At 42.3% G+C, this 16,831-nt stretch carries 14 protein-coding genes; 3 read left to right on the top strand and 11 right to left on the bottom strand.

Going from position 1 to position 16,831, the window contains the following annotated elements; genetic code table 11:
- Positions 1-96: 96 nt before the first annotated feature.
- Complete coding sequence (locus E0F88_RS15335; RefSeq protein ID WP_131959150.1) at positions 97-522, top strand: hypothetical protein; 426 nt, start codon at positions 97-99, stop codon at positions 520-522.
- A 60-nt stretch (positions 523-582) separates the two neighbouring features.
- On the opposite strand, the gene E0F88_RS15330 is transcribed toward E0F88_RS15335, so the two are convergent.
- From E0F88_RS15330 to E0F88_RS15320, 3 genes are all read right to left on the bottom strand, one after another.
- Positions 583-1,032: a GNAT family N-acetyltransferase gene (locus E0F88_RS15330; protein WP_131959149.1), complete on the bottom strand. Its 450-nt coding sequence runs from the start codon at positions 1,030-1,032 to the stop codon at positions 583-585.
- 3 nt (positions 1,033-1,035) lie between these two features.
- A complete protein-coding gene (locus tag E0F88_RS15325) occupies positions 1,036-1,695 on the bottom strand; it encodes an oxidoreductase (protein ID WP_131959148.1) in 660 nt (219 codons plus the stop codon).
- 132 nt (positions 1,696-1,827) lie between these two features.
- A complete protein-coding gene (locus tag E0F88_RS15320; protein WP_131959147.1) occupies positions 1,828-2,310 on the bottom strand; it encodes a hypothetical protein in 483 nt (160 codons plus the stop codon).
- A gap of 173 nt (positions 2,311-2,483) precedes the next feature.
- Between E0F88_RS15320 and E0F88_RS15315 the strand changes: the two genes are divergently transcribed.
- Positions 2,484-2,696 (top strand): hypothetical protein, encoded by a 213-nt coding sequence (locus E0F88_RS15315; RefSeq protein WP_131959146.1) that lies wholly within the window; start codon positions 2,484-2,486, stop codon positions 2,694-2,696.
- A gap of 4 nt (positions 2,697-2,700) precedes the next feature.
- On the opposite strand, the gene E0F88_RS15310 is transcribed toward E0F88_RS15315, so the two are convergent.
- From E0F88_RS15310 to E0F88_RS15300, 3 genes are all read right to left on the bottom strand, one after another.
- Entirely contained in the window at positions 2,701-4,467 is a 1,767-nt protein-coding gene (locus E0F88_RS15310; protein WP_131959145.1) for a glycoside hydrolase family 9 protein, read from the bottom strand.
- Positions 4,468-4,549: 82 nt separating this feature from the next.
- On the bottom strand, positions 4,550-4,963 hold the full coding sequence (locus E0F88_RS15305) for a Dabb family protein (RefSeq protein WP_131959144.1): 414 nt from the start codon (positions 4,961-4,963) through the stop codon (positions 4,550-4,552).
- A 70-nt stretch (positions 4,964-5,033) separates the two neighbouring features.
- Complete coding sequence (locus E0F88_RS15300) at positions 5,034-5,573, bottom strand: DUF1697 domain-containing protein (RefSeq protein ID WP_165940074.1); 540 nt, start codon at positions 5,571-5,573, stop codon at positions 5,034-5,036.
- A gap of 131 nt (positions 5,574-5,704) precedes the next feature.
- Here E0F88_RS15300 and E0F88_RS15295 point away from each other — a divergent pair, with 131 nt between their 5' ends.
- Complete coding sequence (locus E0F88_RS15295; RefSeq protein ID WP_131959142.1) at positions 5,705-6,142, top strand: cupin domain-containing protein; 438 nt, start codon at positions 5,705-5,707, stop codon at positions 6,140-6,142.
- Between the two features lie 18 nt (positions 6,143-6,160).
- Here E0F88_RS15295 and E0F88_RS15290 read toward each other — a convergent pair whose 3' ends face one another.
- The 5 genes from E0F88_RS15290 to E0F88_RS15270 form a co-directional block, all read right to left on the bottom strand.
- Positions 6,161-8,548, bottom strand: coding sequence for a glycoside hydrolase family 31 protein (locus E0F88_RS15290; protein WP_131959141.1), 2,388 nt, complete (start codon positions 8,546-8,548; stop codon positions 6,161-6,163).
- Positions 8,549-8,576: 28 nt separating this feature from the next.
- Complete coding sequence (locus E0F88_RS15285; protein WP_131959140.1) at positions 8,577-10,481, bottom strand: T9SS type A sorting domain-containing protein; 1,905 nt, start codon at positions 10,479-10,481, stop codon at positions 8,577-8,579.
- A 178-nt stretch (positions 10,482-10,659) separates the two neighbouring features.
- Entirely contained in the window at positions 10,660-11,826 is a 1,167-nt protein-coding gene (locus E0F88_RS15280; protein ID WP_131959139.1) for a glycan-binding surface protein, read from the bottom strand.
- A gap of 18 nt (positions 11,827-11,844) precedes the next feature.
- Positions 11,845-13,470, bottom strand: coding sequence for a RagB/SusD family nutrient uptake outer membrane protein (locus E0F88_RS15275; RefSeq protein ID WP_131959138.1), 1,626 nt, complete (start codon positions 13,468-13,470; stop codon positions 11,845-11,847).
- Positions 13,471-13,523: 53 nt separating this feature from the next.
- Positions 13,524-16,742 (bottom strand): SusC/RagA family TonB-linked outer membrane protein, encoded by a 3,219-nt coding sequence (locus E0F88_RS15270; RefSeq protein WP_131959137.1) that lies wholly within the window; start codon positions 16,740-16,742, stop codon positions 13,524-13,526.
- Between the last annotated feature and the right edge of the window lie 89 nt (positions 16,743-16,831).

The following is a 16,831-nucleotide window of genomic DNA, read 5'->3' as shown; positions in this document are numbered from 1 at the left end:
CCCTGCCCCGCACATCCCTTAACAACCGTTAACAATCAACCTTTAAACCCGGCCGGATTCTTCTTCTCTAACCCATGAACTTTAAAATTAGAAGTCATGAGAAAGATACTTTTTGTAGCCGCAATTTTAGCATTAGGTTTCACAAGTGCCAACGCACAGTATGGCCCAAGGGACGATCGCCGTTACGATGACGGCCGTGACGGCCACCGTTACGACAACCGGGACAACAACTACCATGAGTACAATAACGGACGTGATTCTGAGATCAATATGATTCAAAGAGAAGCTCGTCAGCGTATCTCGGATGGCATTCGTGCCCGCCGCTTATCTCAACGTGAAGCAAGCGTACTGATCCGTGAATATGAGAGAATTGAAGGTATGGAACGCGCATTCAGCCGTCGCGGAAGATTATCAAACAGAGAAACGCGCATTCTGAAAGAAGATCTCAGAAAACTGATGGTCAATACGCACAGGCTGAGTGATCGCCGGGGTGATAACTGGGCGCGCGGAGGAAGATACTAAAAGGCAGTTGAAGGTTTAGGGTAATTTTGGAAAGCATCCTGTCTGTGGCGGGATGCTTTTTTATTCGTTTTGGTCAAAATATCTCACCAGCTTCACATGAGATTTGGCAAAACCTTCCCTTTGGTAAAAACGGTGGGCATCTTCCCTTGTATTTCTGGACGTCACTTCGATTTGAACAGCACCTTCACTTTTTGCAAAACTGACAACGTGTTCCATCAACGCTTTTCCGACTGATTGTGATCTGTAAGCAGGATCAACATACATCTCCTGAATTTCAGACACCAGGGCTGCATGATGCAGCAAAGGCTGGATGTGACAGCTAACCACCCCAACCGGAATATTACTGATCTCCGCAATGAAATAAGTAATATTCGTAGCTTTTATATTTTGTAAAAAGACATGATTGAAAGCAAGGCGATCCAAAATAACATCTTCGAGTCCGCAGATCATTTGATAGATGACTACTTCGTCTGCCTTATCTGCTTTACGGATAATTAAATTGGAAGCCATAGATTAAAAAGCCTGCAATTCAGCTGAATTGTGAATAAAAACACCTTTTTCAGACTTTTTAGCAAAAGCGAGCATGGCGTTAGCCACTTTCCCAGAGTCGATTGCACGGTACTTTTTTAGAGGCCCAAACATAATTGGTTTAAAAACAGTTGCGAGTACTTCGCCCACTTTCTCTCCCAAACGGGTTTCTTCTCTTTCGCCAAGAAGTAAGGAAGGACGAAAAATATGAAGAGATGGATATTTAAGTGAAATCAAACCTTGCTCTACCTGTCCCTTAACCTGATTGTAAAAAATACCGGAATCTGCATCGGCGCCCATTGCACTTACAATCAAAAATTTCTCTGCTCCGTTGCGCTGTGCCAAAGTGGCAATAGTTAGAGGATATTCAAGATCCACTTTTTTAAAAGCTTCTTTGGATCCAGCCTTTTTTATGGTTGTACCAAGGCAGCAAAAAATATCATCAGCCTTTATTTGAGGAGCATCCGGATTATCAAAATCAAATATTACTTCTGTTAATTTAGTATTGGTATGTCTTGATGGGCGTCTTGTAAGGACGATGACTTTATCGTAGTAAGGAGAATGTAACAGCTTGGTAAGCAGCTGACCTCCGATCAATCCGGTCGAACCTACCAGCAAAGCTGTTCTGGCTGATGTTGCTGTCATGGCGTTTTCAGTTTGTTTTAAAACAAAAAGGTACGCATTCTGATTCGGTTTAAGGTATTTCTAAAATTATTCTTGGATGACATTTTTAGAAAAAGATGTGCTATAGGGAGGTTCGGCACCAAAAAAATGCTACTATTTAAATAGCTCACCCCACTCATCAGTGATGTCATTACTTTTGTCGAAAGTATTTACCCAATCTACAAACAGCTCACGGAATTCATCAATGGCGTTTCTCAGAAGCTCCAGATATCGTTCATTTGACAGGTTAAACATCTTGCAGGTGTAGGTATGTGTTACCAGGGCGCGTGCCGCAAGTTTTATCAACACTGCATTTTCCATACGCAACGTGTACAGATCACCTCCTTCGGCGCCGGCTACTTTTGCGGGTATCAGTGCTGCGTCGGTGAGCATCTGCTCCCGTAAGAAATGAAGGTCATTGTCCTCGGGAAGTGTATCTACCAGAGAATGAACAATTTCAAAAATCTCTCTTGCCTTAATCATGACAGGCAGATTATCTGTCCTTTCATGACTAAAGTTGTCTTCCTCTCCGGTTGGATCATCGTCCTCATCGTCGCTTTCATCGAACCAGTCAGGATCGCTATCGTCAAAACTCATATTCTCTATGTTTACTTGGCGCCGCTAAATACCAGAAAAAATTCGATTTTTACTAAAATGAAAAGAGAAAAGTGTAGAAAGTTAACTACCAGACAACTTAGACTCCCAGCCTGCGACCGCTAACAGCTGCGGCATGAAAATTGAGATATAAAAATAAACAAATCAAAAGTGCTATGAAAAAAGACAACAAAGAGGTTGAAGGCGGTAGTCCGTCACCATCCGGCCCCCATGATGAAACACGACATGAAGATGATGCCGAAAAGTCCCCGGGGGTAGTCAAAAAAGATTCTATTAAAAATTCCGAAAAGGATAACATGACCGACAACAAAGGCTACAACGAAACGCCGCCGACTGTTCCGGTAAAATCATCAAAAAAAACAGCGTGAGCAATTATTTTGCTTTGGTGCTTCCTAAAATCGCATCCAGTGCAGCGGCCAGATAAACCATCGGAGCATTCCAGTTAATGGCCATTTCATTGGATGCGTAGGAGCAGTCGTTATCCGTAAACGACTCATCTGCAAATTTGCTGGTGTAAGTTGTGCATTTATCCTGTTGCCCAGGATTTGGTCCGCCGGATAATAGCCCGGGTACCGGATCAGAAATCCTGTCGGCAATAGACAACCGATGGTGCGGATGCATAATCCGTTTTGTTCCAAAACCGGTTAAAAAAGAGTAGCCTGTTGCATTTCTGCCCAATAAATAGTCTAGATTTCCTATCGCAGCATTCAGATACTTTGGCTGACGTGTAAGTTTGTAGGCATAAATCAAAGCAATCCCCTGATTTGCGGCAACAGAACTGCTTCCCCATGAATAATCCCTAGCTGTCTTTCCCATTACGGTATGGTAAGGCTGTTTTTCTAAGTCTTTAAGAAGCTCCTCCGAAAAATTTAACACAGACTTTTTAAGCGCCGCAATGAGGTGTGATTCCATTTTTAGTGTTTCAGCATTACGCAAAAGCGTGTAATAACCCAAAGTTTTTACCTGGCTCCATGCTGGTAAGGCCAGCGGTTTGTCCGTTTCCAGATTGATATCTTTCAAATAGTCTGCCTTTCCGGTTAATGCATACATTTCGGCTGCTGCCCAGATTTTTTCATCCGCTGCACTTTTGTCTCCGTAGGCACCGGTAACAATGTCCGGATCAAATTTTTGATTGATTTCATTTTGATTATAAAAGATGTCCGGATTTTTTAAAGCCCACTCCCACCCTTTTACCGCAGCTGTGATGCAGGAATCAGCCAGGCCGGGAAGCTGCGCATCGAAACCTTTCAAAATCCTTGCCGATTGCGCCATAACTGCCACGAAATCAAGTGTCGAGACCGTATTTTTTTGAACAACATACCTTGGGTTTTTACAGTCTTCCGGCATAATCATTCCGTCAAATTTCGGATTGGTTAACTTGTGATACACCCCTCCGTCGCCGGGATCCTGCATCGTAAACATCCAGCGAAGATTCCAGATCACTTCATCCAGCAAATCCGGCACAGCGTTGTTACTTTCAGGAATATTGGTATTAAAGGTTTGAAAATATTCAGGATGATCTTCATAAATAGACAGCAAGGTCCCCATCGTAATACCTGAATTTACGATATACTTATTATAGTCCCCGGCATCGTACCACCCCTTTGGGGAACTGATCACAAAATTTTCAGGCCGGCCGGGAGACATTGCAGATGCATGAACCAATACCTTATCATCCGCATGGCCTTTTGCACGGGCCCACTTTCCTGCAAATTTTTCTGGCAGATCGGTTGAAGCCCGCTGATAGTAAAAACCTTTTAATGCTGCAACGGCAATGTGTTTGTGTATGTTTTCTTTGATGTCGAAAGGGCTTGATTTTCCAAGAGAGACGACTTCCAAAACGTATTTTCCATTTTCCTTCAAAGCTGAAAAATCCGCAACTCTGCTCCTTTTCCCCGAATGCTGATTGGTTCTTAAATCACTTAGTTTTCCTTTAAAAGCAGTTTTTCCGGACTTTGCATCTTTAATAAGAAAGTCACCGGCATTTTCACTCAGAACGACTGCAATTTTTTCGCTTTGCGGATAAAAACCTATCTGATTTAAACGAATTTCAGTAGAGACGTTCTGCGCAAAGGATTGGCAAAAGATGACAATACTTGAACAACTAATAATTAATAGTTTCCTAACTAAGATGTTCATAAAATCCTGATAATTCCGGGTTTTCAGTTACCGGAAACAAGTGAAAGATAAAACTTTATATAAGTGTATATTTAACACAGCATCAACTAACCTTCTTTGGCCCAATAGAATCATAGACAACCACCTTTTCCCACAAATGAGAATACTCTTGTATAAAGTCAAGGTGAATCGGGTGGGTTTGATAAATTTCTTCTTCAATGATATTCTTAAAAAAACACATCCAGGAAAAAGTATAATCCTTCACGATCACATCACGGCTTGTCGCTGCTGGGGTACCAATATGAACATATTCTATCGTCGGGACCTTGGCCAGTTTATGCAAACCCTCTAGTAATTTAGCTTCATCCTGAGCATTGTTTTTGTTTTTCAGGTAAAAATATACGTGGTGAATAAAAAGTTCTTTAACTTTTTCCGGTTCAGCGGCTAGAGGAGAAACTGAAGCGAGGGTTGCCAATCCGGCATTTTGCAAAAATTTACGTCTTGATTGATCTTCCATGGTTTGAGATTTTCGATTCTTCTCTTAAAACTATACTAACTGAGTAGAACGGTAATTTCTGAAATTTAAATCATTCCCCGCTCAATTCAGCCAATTTATTCACCGTATTCCAATTCCTGGTCGTGGCGGTTACTTTTAGTTTATTCTCAAAAAAGTTGTTATTAAATTTTGTAGTACCGTAACCTCCTGGGCAATTCAAATAAATGACCTTTTCGTCTACAACAAATTCATCCGGGAGATATTTTGCCGTATCCAGTTTTTCCAAATTTGTTTTATCAGGTGCCTGTGCCAGAAAAGTGACGTGAAGCATGGTAGAATCGAAATCCGCTTTTTTCAGGAACGGATTATCTTTACGAACCTGTCTCAAATACTGAGAACTAAACACAATTACCGGGATATCGAAGCCAAAATCTAACGCAATTTTCTCCGTGATCCGCTTCTGCAAATCGGCAACATTTCCATTCTCCGAAGAGAATAAAACATTCCCGCTTTGCAAATATGCGGCAACACTTTCAAATCCTATATCTTCAAAAGCCTTAACCAGCGCAGGCATTTTAATCATATTTTTGCCACTAACGTTGACGCCCCTTAGAATTGCTATATACTTCATTTTTATTGACTGTAAACTTCTGCTAACCCCAGGGATTGAACCAACATGCCTGAATACAAACATAAAGTATATTCATAATATGTCATCCTTTAAATTTTAATAATCAACTCATTTATATAATTTTACTTGTCATGATTACTAAAAGAGATCTGGTAGTTGCATCGCTCACAACGATTTTGATATTTACTACTTTGATAGCCAACTCAACGATCGACATCATGGATTCTGCTATATTTGAATGGAATGATATTACTGTCAAACAGACCAAAACCGGCTCCGTGCGGACATTTTTTCGCTCACAAACCGCTACCCTGGATGAACTGGAATGCCATGTAACGACTTTAAATCCCGGAGAAGCTTCCCATCCACCCCACAAACATCAGGAAGAAGAAGTTATCATCATTAAAGAAGGAACGCTGGAAGCTCTGGTAAACGGAAAAATGAAAACCGTCGGTCCCGGATCAGTAATCTTCCAGGCTAGCAACCAAATGCATGCAATTAAGAATGTTGGAAACATTCCTGCAAGCTATCACGTTTTCAGCTGGCATTCGCCGGGTATCAAAAAGTAGCTTATTTGTTAACCAATTTCACTTCAAAATCCAATTAATTTTCCGTTCAAACGGATCTTTAGAAATAACCAGTTTATTCCCCTTTTTAACAAGCAAAACTTCTTTAACCAAATTATCAGCCGGCAGGCAAATTTTAACAGTGGCGTTATCCGATTTACCGGCGAAACTAACCAGTTCCATATTCTTCCAGTCGATTTCCCCCGTTGATTGTGCAACTTTGACCTGCGCCAGCACCGCACCTTCGCGCACCAGCATAATCACTTCCAGCTCTCCGGATTCAATATCATGCCATCCACCTTCATAAACTTTCTTTGTCTGGTAGTCTATCCAGGTTCCATTTGGCAGGTAAACGGAACGCGATTTGGCTGTCTCAAAAAACGGAGCGACAAGGATATCCGACCCAAACATATATTGGTTGTCCACAAGCCAGGAACCCGGATCATTTGGAAATTCAACAAACAATGCCCGAAGCATCGGCAGTCCTTTTTCAGATGCAATTTTTGACTGAGCGTAAATATAGGGCATCAGTTTATATTTCAGTTCGACAGCTTTCCGGAAGTAAATTTGAAAATCCTCCCCATATTCCCAAGGTTCTTTTGGAGCCTGTCCGTGCGTTCTGGTATGCGAAGCGAGCACACCCATTGGCAGCCAGCGGCGATACAGATCTTCTGGTGTTTTCATAGTAAAACCACCAATATCATGGCTCCAGAAAGTAAAACCTGAAAGACCCAGAGACAAACCCCCGCGAAGCTGTGCCTGCATTCCTTTATCGGTTGTTTCTGCATCGCCGCCCCAGTGAATCGGATAACGCTGACTGCCAGCCCAGGTACTTCGTGCCCAGATTATTCTGTCACCAGTCAACTTTTTTGTCAGTTCAGAAACAATTTTGTTGTAACGGAGCGGATATAAATTGTGCTCATAAAAACCGGTTCTGCCGGAAGCATAAACGCCTGACAATGGTGCCGCTTCGCCAAAATCCACTTTAATCGCTGAAACACCAAGTTTTAGCAAACCTCCTATTTTGTCTTCATACCATTTGATTGTGTTGGGATTCGAGAAATCCAGAACAGCATCTTCATAGGGAAGTGTTCCGTTGGCATTTTTAACAGCCAATCCCTTTTCTACAATTTCCGGGAAAAGATCATTTTTTGGAACAAAATACGGTAGCTGCCAAAGTGAAGTATGAAAGCCTTGTTTTTTCAAATCTCCAATCATTCCTGCAGGATCTCTAAACCGGCTTGGCGAAAATTTATAGTCACATCTCCAGTCAGTTTCAAACCATCCGGTATCAAAATGGATTACGTCGGAAGGAATTCTGTTCTTACGTAGTTTGTCCGCAACGTTACGCCCGTCCTGTTCTGAAAAGTAAGTTATACGGCTCATCCACAATCCAAAGGACCAAAGCGGCGGCATTTCTGGTTTTCCGGTTAAGTCGGTGTAGGCACCAAGAATATCTTTTGGTTCTCCCAGAAAGACAAAAAGATCCAGATTTTCGTCGCCAATCTGCATGGCATTGGACTCACCGTAAGTTGCACCAAAATCGCAAGTGATTGGTGAAGAAGTGTGCATAAACATCCCGTAACCTCTCGAACTCAAATAAAAGGGAATGGGCTTATACATCGTCTGGGTTTCGACACCATTCGGATCATGTGTCCAAAGCACTATTTTTTGTCCATTTTTATCAAGTTTGGTAAAAGACTCACCACAACCGAATATCTTTTCGTCGGGAGACATAGAAAAAACCGCCGCGATACTTCTTGAATAATCTGAGGCGCGGCGAACAAAAGAGAATGGCAAATTGGGGGTATAAGAAGATTTCCCATCCGCTTTGCTGCGTGTTTGGGTTAAAAGTTTTCCGGTTTTATCCCGGATTTCAATCTTCCATGGGTTTTCAAAAATCGTAACCGAGCCATAGGCTCCTGTATATAAATGCCCGCCATTTATTTTACTATACTTCCAGGATTTGTCCTGAACGGGTTCTTTAACCAACATCAGTGAGTTCTCCGAAACCGTCTTCTGCATGCTGGTATTTGCACGAACACGGATTGTTCGTGCAGAGGTGAACTCTACCGAAAACGGTAAAACAGGATCCTGAGCATATTCGATCGCCGGAAATTCATTGCTGAACGACCGTTTATAACTGATCATGGAATTGTTAAAATTGTGCGCTGAAAATGCTTCGTTTCTCTTCCATTTCAGCTGTCCGCTTCCTGTTTCGGGATTAAAAGAAGCCAGACTGTCTGCGAAAAATAAAGTGTTTGAAAAATCACGAAAATCACCGCTTATATCAACAGGCTCGTTCACCAGCTTGCTATGTTGCTGCGCAAAAACCTTTATCCCGCTTAAACACAAGGCCGGAAGAAACAACTTATAAAAAAACTTCTGAAATAATTGAATTGGATGCATTAGAAAACTAAAATGTGATTTTTTCAAATCAATGAGCTATTACTTTTTTGGTTATACTTTTTCCTGCATTGCTAAGTCTGACAATGTAAATGCCTTCCGGAAGCCGTTTTTTTATGTTTAAAATCCGCTGTGATTTTCTTACAGATTCTTCAAAAACAACCTTTCCGGTCTTATCAACAATCTCAATTTTATCAAAATCAACATTACTCCATTTTACAGTAACATTTTCCCAGGTTGGATTTGGATAAACATTGACATCCGCTTCAAAAGCGGGTTCCGAAGCCAGCACCGCACTTGCTTTAAGCTGGACAGAAGTAACTGACATGGCAGGAAGCGTCAGCGTTAAAACATTCCCCGTTGGCAAAATCTCTGACTTTTTTAAGGCATTATCGGTACGGGACTTGAAAGTTTCGAAAGATGGCAATTGTGACAAAGTGTAAACCGGCACCTTTTGCTGAACGGGAAGAAAATGGTCAAGCTGAATATTTATCAGCTGACTTTGCCCCACAGACCGGTTGACTAAAACTACAGTCATGGAATCACGAGCCTGATTAACAGACGGATAGGCCGATACAAGCACTTCATTGGCTGAAACTGCATCTAGTGAAAACTTTTGATTGAAACGGCTGAATAAATGTATCGTTTCCCACATACCCGCAGTCCAGGACCAGGGCGTAAAAATCTCCACACCATTTTTTATAAATTCACCCATTGTAGATGCGTACCAAACGGAGGTAACGCTTGGCTCTATACTTCCGTCCAATCCTGCTTCGGTAAGTCCTAACGTTACTCCATGGTTTGCTCCGAGGTAAGTTGTTAACCAGTCATTTACTCTGCCAAAAATATACTCTTTGTTCAGGCTGTTGTCGTAAGAACCTGTAATATTTTTTACACCATTGGCTTCCGGAAAACTGAAATTTCTATCAAAGAAAACACGATGCAGCTGTACAACCTCTTCTGCTTTTTTGGTTGAAGGATAAAAATGAATATCAAGCACGTCCAAAAGCCGGACGCCGCTTTTCTTTTGTTCGTCGGCAATTGTTTTAATAAAAAATTCCAGCCACGGATAGTTCTTTCCGTTTGAAACAATCGTTTTATTGTTCCAATTGTACCATTGCCATTCATTGGCTGTTACCGGGCCAACCAGTTTTATATCCGGATATAACTGCCTTGCTTTTTTTGCGACATCGATATAACGCTGCATAAATTCTTCTGCCGAAATCTGCACAGGCATCACGTCATCGTGTGTTCCGGACCAAATCTCGGGTTCGTTATCCATGTTCCAATACCGGATTTTTTCTTTATTTAAACCCAATCCTCCACTGCCAAACCAATGATTCAATATTCCGGTAGTCGAATCTGCATTCCATTTTTCAAGATACAAATTGATATTTCCTTCTGTTTTTGCTTTGGTTCCGATTGTGTTGGGTGTTCCGTTTCCCGCAAGGTTTTGGTTAACACCTTCCCACCATTGCGATTGGTTATACACCCAGTCATTAAAATTAGCCTGGGTTGTTTTCGCGGCATAACCTAAAAGCGGAAAGGCCCAAAGTCCCTGAGCGTCCGGAAAATTTTTCTGTAAAGTTTGTGCCGATTGATCCCAGTTATTGGTGTAAACATTGTTATACCAATCGGGATGACTTGAAAGTTTTCGTCTCCAGTTATATTTACTGCTGTTGTTCCCTCCACTTTCCCGAAAAAAAGTAATTCCTGCATCACCCAGTCTGGTCAGGTCTTCGGCTGGTAAAGTCCAGTTCGGATTTGTCGATGAAAAGGAATTGTTTCTCCCGTATAGGTACGGAGAGATTGGCCGTTGACCTGCTTCTGCATCTATTCGGATTACTACTTGTGCACTGATATTCGTACACCAGGCAATAGCCAAAACAGTAGAAAAGATTCTCAGGAAAGTGCCGGGAAATATTTCGAAAACCATTTGATATAAAAATTGAATCTACCGGAGCGGTGAGACAAAAACTACAAGATCAAAGCAACTTTGGCTGAAGCCTGAATTCGCTTTTCATAATTAACCCCAGGCCTAAGCCTGGGGTTAGAAGCTGGGTTGTACAACCATGGTTTAGATAAACTTACCATATTGGTTAGCCCAAAGTCAGTTATTTTGCTACGATTCTTAAATTATCAACACTACCATTAAATGAAGCAATGGTCACATCTGGTGTATTAAAGGACACTTTCAAATCTGTAATTTTTGAAACATCAGGAATGGTTGCTCCGGAAGCACTCTTGAAGTCAGCCAATTCGATCACCGCAGTTTTCCAGCCATTGGTCATGTAACCGGTTGCCGAATAAAGCGTGGAGTTCCAGGGCTGGAAAGCATAATTGTAATCCGTTCCACCTGCATTGATTGTAATGTCATATTTCCCTGCTTTCCAGGCTTCTGCAATGTTATGCTCAAACTTAAACTGTCTGGCTTCGGCGTTGCCGGCAGGAAGTTTAAAATCAAAATAACAGGTAGAGAAAACCCATTTGTCTTCATAACCGGTTTTTGGCAGGCTTGTTTGTTTGATTCTGGAATATTTGCCGGAAATAGCACCCGCGTCAGTTGCGGGAAGAATTGCAGCACCGCCGTAACAAACTTCCGATCCCCAGGTTGTTGCGGGCGAGTCAAAGTTAATCATATGAACTGTTGTATCGTTCATTTTAAACTTCGTTTTCACAGTACCAAATTCTCCTTCTATGGTTAGATAATCAATAGCCGCAATCGTTGGCATTTTTGCTCTGATCTCTTTCTCTGTTTTGCTTAGAACTTCCAGATTAGCTGTTCCTAACTTTACGTTTTTGATATTATAAAAATAATCGCCAGTGATAATGATCGTTCCGCCAGGTTTAACAAATTCAGAATACAAACCGTCCAAACGTGGTGTTGGCGAGGTCAGACTGAAATCGTAAGTAGCTTCCCCGCCGTTTGTTACAACTCTGATTTTATTGCTTACAGTTGGATTAACTGCTTTGGTAGGTGCCTCGGCAGGAATTGTAACGATGATATTGTTATTGCTTCCCAAAGCAGAATTAAAGGTAGCATCGAAATCATTGAAATATACTTTCAAAACACTGCCAAGATTTTGTCCCTGGATTACAATTTTACTTCCGGGTAATGCGCCGGATAAAGAACTGTCTGCCTTCACAGGATCCAGCAACCGAACGTTACTGATCACCGGAACGCCGTCGACGTCCTTATTTTCACAGCTTTGGAAAGATAATAGTGCCGCACATCCAACCATTAATCCCAGTCCTGCTTTATATATATTGCGAAAATTCATGTTTGTTTAAATTTAGGGTTAATCAACAATTTTGCTGAAATCAAATGCAACCGGCTCGTTCTTCAATGAAGGCGCATTTACGATCTCCGCCTCCGGAAATGGCAGATATAATGTCGAGGCGGTCAAAGGATAAAATTCAGCAGTTGAATACGTTACAGTGTATTTTTTCGGATTTGTCGAACCGGCAACATAAGTCATCGTATAGTTTTCCTTATGCTGGGCAGCGGTATACGCCATCGCTTTGGCCGGGTTAAAGTAATACCAGCGAACGATTTCATTCCAAGAATTTCCTTCAAAAACGGTTTCAATTCTTCTTTCCTGGAAAATCTGCTCAAATGTCAGCGAAGTTCTTTCAGCCAAACCTGCTCTTTTTCTTACTGCATTTACATATCCCAAAGCTTTCGCATCTGTCGTAGTAGCTGCATTACCAAGAGCTGCATCCGCGTAAATCAGATAAACCTCTGCCAGACGAAGCATGTAAGAATTGATGTTTGCAGCCATAAATCCACCCAAACCACCATTGTCTGCCGGAGAGCCTACGATATACTTCTTAATCGCTGATAAAGCAGCAGGTCTGTTGTATCTAAGTCCGCCGCCTGCTTTGTTTATTTCCGGATAAACATCACTGTCAAACATACCGATTGCTTTTCTTCTTAACGAGTCCGCCGGATTTTCTGTGAAGTACTTTACAAGATCGGCAGATACACCTTGCGCCGCACCCCAGCCATCACCCGTTGTGGTAATTGCCGACTCATACGCGAAATATGCCTGAAACGAGTTGTTGATACCCCATGGATTGCTCAAAGGCATCCACTGCAAAGCGAACAAACTTTCCTGATTGTTTTTCGAACTGTTGTTGTTTGCACTCAAAAACAATTCAGAGTAGGTTGGCGCCAGTGTCAAACCGCTTTTGGTGATCACATCTTCTGCAAAATACTTGGCGCTGTCCAGATCCGACTGGTTACGTGTTCCGTTTTGGTTCAAACCTGCACGCATCAGATACATACGCGCCAGCATACCTTCGGCTGAATACTTTGTCAACCGTCCCTGTACGGCTGTTGCAGGCAATGTAGCCGCTGCATAGCGGAAATCATGGATGATCAGTTTCCAGACATCTTCAATTTTATTACGAACGGGGGCCTGATTGATTTGAGCAACGTTGTCGTAAACAATGGGAACAGCGCCCCAGTTAGCAACAAGGTAATAATAAGCAACTCCCCGCATGAAACGGCATTCGCCCAGTCCCTGGTTTTTTACTGCCGAAGAAGCGGTACTTCCGGTAGCTTCTTTAATCGCTTTATAGGCATTGTTACTTTGCGCTATTATTTTATAGAACGATTTGTATCCTGGCAGCAAAGTATTTGCATCCGTGGAAGGAATCGCGTGTTTTATATAAGCCGTACGGTCATTCGAGTTCAAATTTCCGGCTCTTGCTTCCTGGAACGACATGTTGGCTTTGTCATTAAAGTCAAACCAAACGATGTTGTAAAGCGGAGCAGTTCCGGCCATGATCTCTTCATCGGTTTTATAAAAATTACCTGATGTAAGCGCATCCACCGGCGGACGGTCCAGGAAGTCCTCCTTGCATCCCTGAGTGAGCATCAGTGCTCCTATTGCGGCTATTAATTTTATCTTGAATTGCATGGGAAATATTTTTGAATTGAATGTTTATATCAGCGAGTGCCTTTTGAATTTGATTAAAAATCAGCAAGCAAACCAAACGAATACATACGAACTGACGGGTAGCGGCCTGTATCAATACCAGCCATCACTGTACCACCATAGTTTACCATTCCGATCTCAGGATCATACCCTTTGTATTTGGTAATTGTAAACAGGTTTTGCGCGCCAACTGATGCTTTTAATCCTCTGATGAAAAAGTCTTTCAGCATCGTTTTAGGGAAGTTATAGCTGATCGTTATGTTTTTCAGACGTACATAAGAACCATCTTCAATAAAGTTGGTATTCATCCGGCTGTTTCCGTTTGGATCACCAGGTGCGATACGCGGTATATTAAAGCCCGGATTGGTCAAAGTTACCGTTTCTGCATCGCCAACATTGTAACTGCTTGGTCTTGCATAATTCGCAACAGATGACCATTGATTTCCAAACGTTCCTCCATTTCCAGGAATTTCAGCACGGTAACGTGGATAGTTCAAAACATCATTTTTAAAGCTTCCGGTCAAAAATGCATTCAGCTCGAAGTTTTTGTACATCACATTGTTGTTCAGCCCCAAAGTGAATTTCGGCCAAGGATTTCCAATCACAGTACGGTCTTCTGCATCGATAACGCCGTCACCGTTTAAATCTCTGAATTTCGTATCACCAACCCAGGTTCCTGTTGCAGGGTTGATTGTCAGCTGTCCGTTAGATGTCTGGATTGCATGCTCTTTGATATCATTCGCATCCTGGAAAAGTCCGTCGGCGATGTAACCGGTGATCATACTTGCCGGCTGCCCAACTTCTGTTTTAAATCCGACAGAAGTTGCGTTCCAGATCGGAGTGATCGGGTTTAGCAGAGAAGTAACTTTGTTTCTGTCAAAAGAAAGGTTCAAACCTGTTTTCCAATAAAAACCGCCCTTGTCAATATTGACTGTATTCAAGGTAAACCCAATTCCTTTGTTGCGCATCGATCCTGCGTTAACAGAAGGCCAGCTCAAATATCCTGGAGAGTAAGCAATATCACCACCATAACTAAAAGGATATGAGTTGATTGTGATCAAACTCTTGATATTTTTTACATAGGCATCCACAATCAGTTCAATACGGTTGCTGAACATGTGCAGGTCCATTCCGGCGTTGATCACATCATCTTTTTCCCATGTCAGGAATTCGTTGGCAAAGTTGGATGCAAGAAATCCTGTTCCCCAGCCTGTTGGTACCGTCTGCAAGGTGGAATAGATTGCATTACCGCCATTACCCTGATTACCCGAGCGGCCCGCTTCAAAACGGAATTTCAGGTCGTTAATTTCACTTACACCTTTCAGGAATTCTTCCTCAGAAGCTCTCCACGCTACCGATACAGCCGGGAAATTTCCCCAACGGCGTCCCTGACGAAATGCCGAAGAACCATCCATTCTGTATGTTCCCTGTACAATATAACGGTCTTTGAAGCTATAATTCAAACGGGCAAAGTATGATTCGCGTGAACCAGAACCCTTTCCGCTGCTGTTGCTGACATTGGAAATAACAGAACCGTCACCACCTGAAAGTTCTTCAATCGTATTGGTTATGAATTTCTTACGTGTTCCGGTAAGAGATTCATAAGTAAATGATTGCGCTTCATGACCCGCCATCAAACTAATCGCATGCTGGTCCAGTTTCAAATCATACTGCATCCGGCTGTGCAAACTCCACCAGCTGTTGGTATTTACCGAGCGGGTTGAAGTGGCGGCATCCTGAGAAACTACATATCCGCCTATGGTATAAGAAGGATGGTAAGAATAGTATTTCAAAAACTCGTTACTACCGTTGGCTTCCGTATGCCAGGTTAGGTTTTTCGCCAGTTTAACATCTGCAAACAAACTACCCAGAATGGAAGTCCGGCGGTTATAGTCATTGTTGATTTTTGAAATCATGACCGGGTTTGAGAACTGAAACTGCGTTGTAGCAGGCCCTCCCCAGCTTCCGTCGGGATTGGTTACAGGTACACTTGGATTTTGATCCAAAGCGAGCTGAATGATTCCTCCATTTGAAGTATTTACTTTTTCTTCGGTAATACCAACACTCAGGTTAGCTCCGATTTTCAACCAGCTGCGTGTCTGGTTTTCCAGGTTCAAACGTGAGTTATAACGTTTAAAACCAGAACCTTCTACGATACCTTTTTGATTAAAATATTCACCGGATAAATAATAAGTCGACTTTTCTGTTCCACCGCTTAATCCAAGAGAATATTTCTGTAATGTAGTCGGACGGAAAAGTGCGCTTTGCCAGTCTGTTCCGTTTCCAAGTACGGAAGGGTCCGCAAAGTCAGGATCCGTTGCAGTTCCGCCGATGGCAGCAAGTTCGTTTCTAAACTGTGCGTACTGGCTCAGGTTCATTACGTCTATGTGTCTTGGCTCTGCCTGTAAAGTCAGCAGTGAATTAAAACTGATCTTCGCTTCACCTGCTTTACCTCTCTTAGTCGTGATCATCACAACACCGTTTGCACCCACAGCTCCATAAATAGCAGTTGCCGATGGTCCCTGTAACACGTTGATCGTTTCGATATCATCCGGGTTAATGCTGGAAAGAATATTGGAAAAACCGGTCGGACGATTGTTAGGATCATCTTTCATATTATCAGGTTTGATTTGCACACCGTCAATTACGTAAAGAGGCTGCGTCGTACCTGTTAATGAGCTCAAACCGCGGATCAAAACCGATGGCGCAGCACCCGGCTGACCTGAGTTTTGCTGAACCATCACGTTTGCTGCGCGGCCCTGAAGACCTTGTTCAAGCGAGGTATTAATCGTTTTACTAAGATCCTTGCCGGAAACAGTTACCTGTGAGCTGGATACGTCAGTCTTTTTCATTTCGCCATAACCTACCACTACAACCTCATTCAGCGCAGAAATACTTTCTTTTAATCTTACCTCAATTTTCGTCTTGTTACCAACCGCAGCTTCTTTGGTTTCGTATCCAATAAATGAGAATACAAGCGTACTGCCGGAAGATGCCTCGATAGAAAACTGGCCTTCCGTATTCGTTGTAGTTCCGTTTGATGTGCCTTTAACGATCACACTTACGCCCGGTATTCCGTCGCTACCATTTTCAGACAATACTGAACCGGTTACTGTTTTTCTAACTTCCTGCTGAGCAAAAAGTCCTCCGGAAGCGAACATCATTCCGAGTAAAAACAGCGGAAGGCGAAGTGACTTCGTGAGGGATACAAGGCTTCGCTTTGCCCTTCTGTTTGTGTACATGTTTAGTTGCATGTTGTTTTAAGTTTTAAAAATGCATTCCTTAAATTCATTCGTTTTAATACGATTCCAATAACGACTTAAATTGCGCCATCTTTTAGTAT

Source organism: Dyadobacter psychrotolerans (assembly GCF_004349265.1).
GTDB classification, from domain to species: Bacteria; Bacteroidota; Bacteroidia; order Cytophagales; family Spirosomataceae; genus Dyadobacter; species Dyadobacter psychrotolerans.
This window is presented reverse-complemented; position numbering and strand designations above follow the sequence as displayed.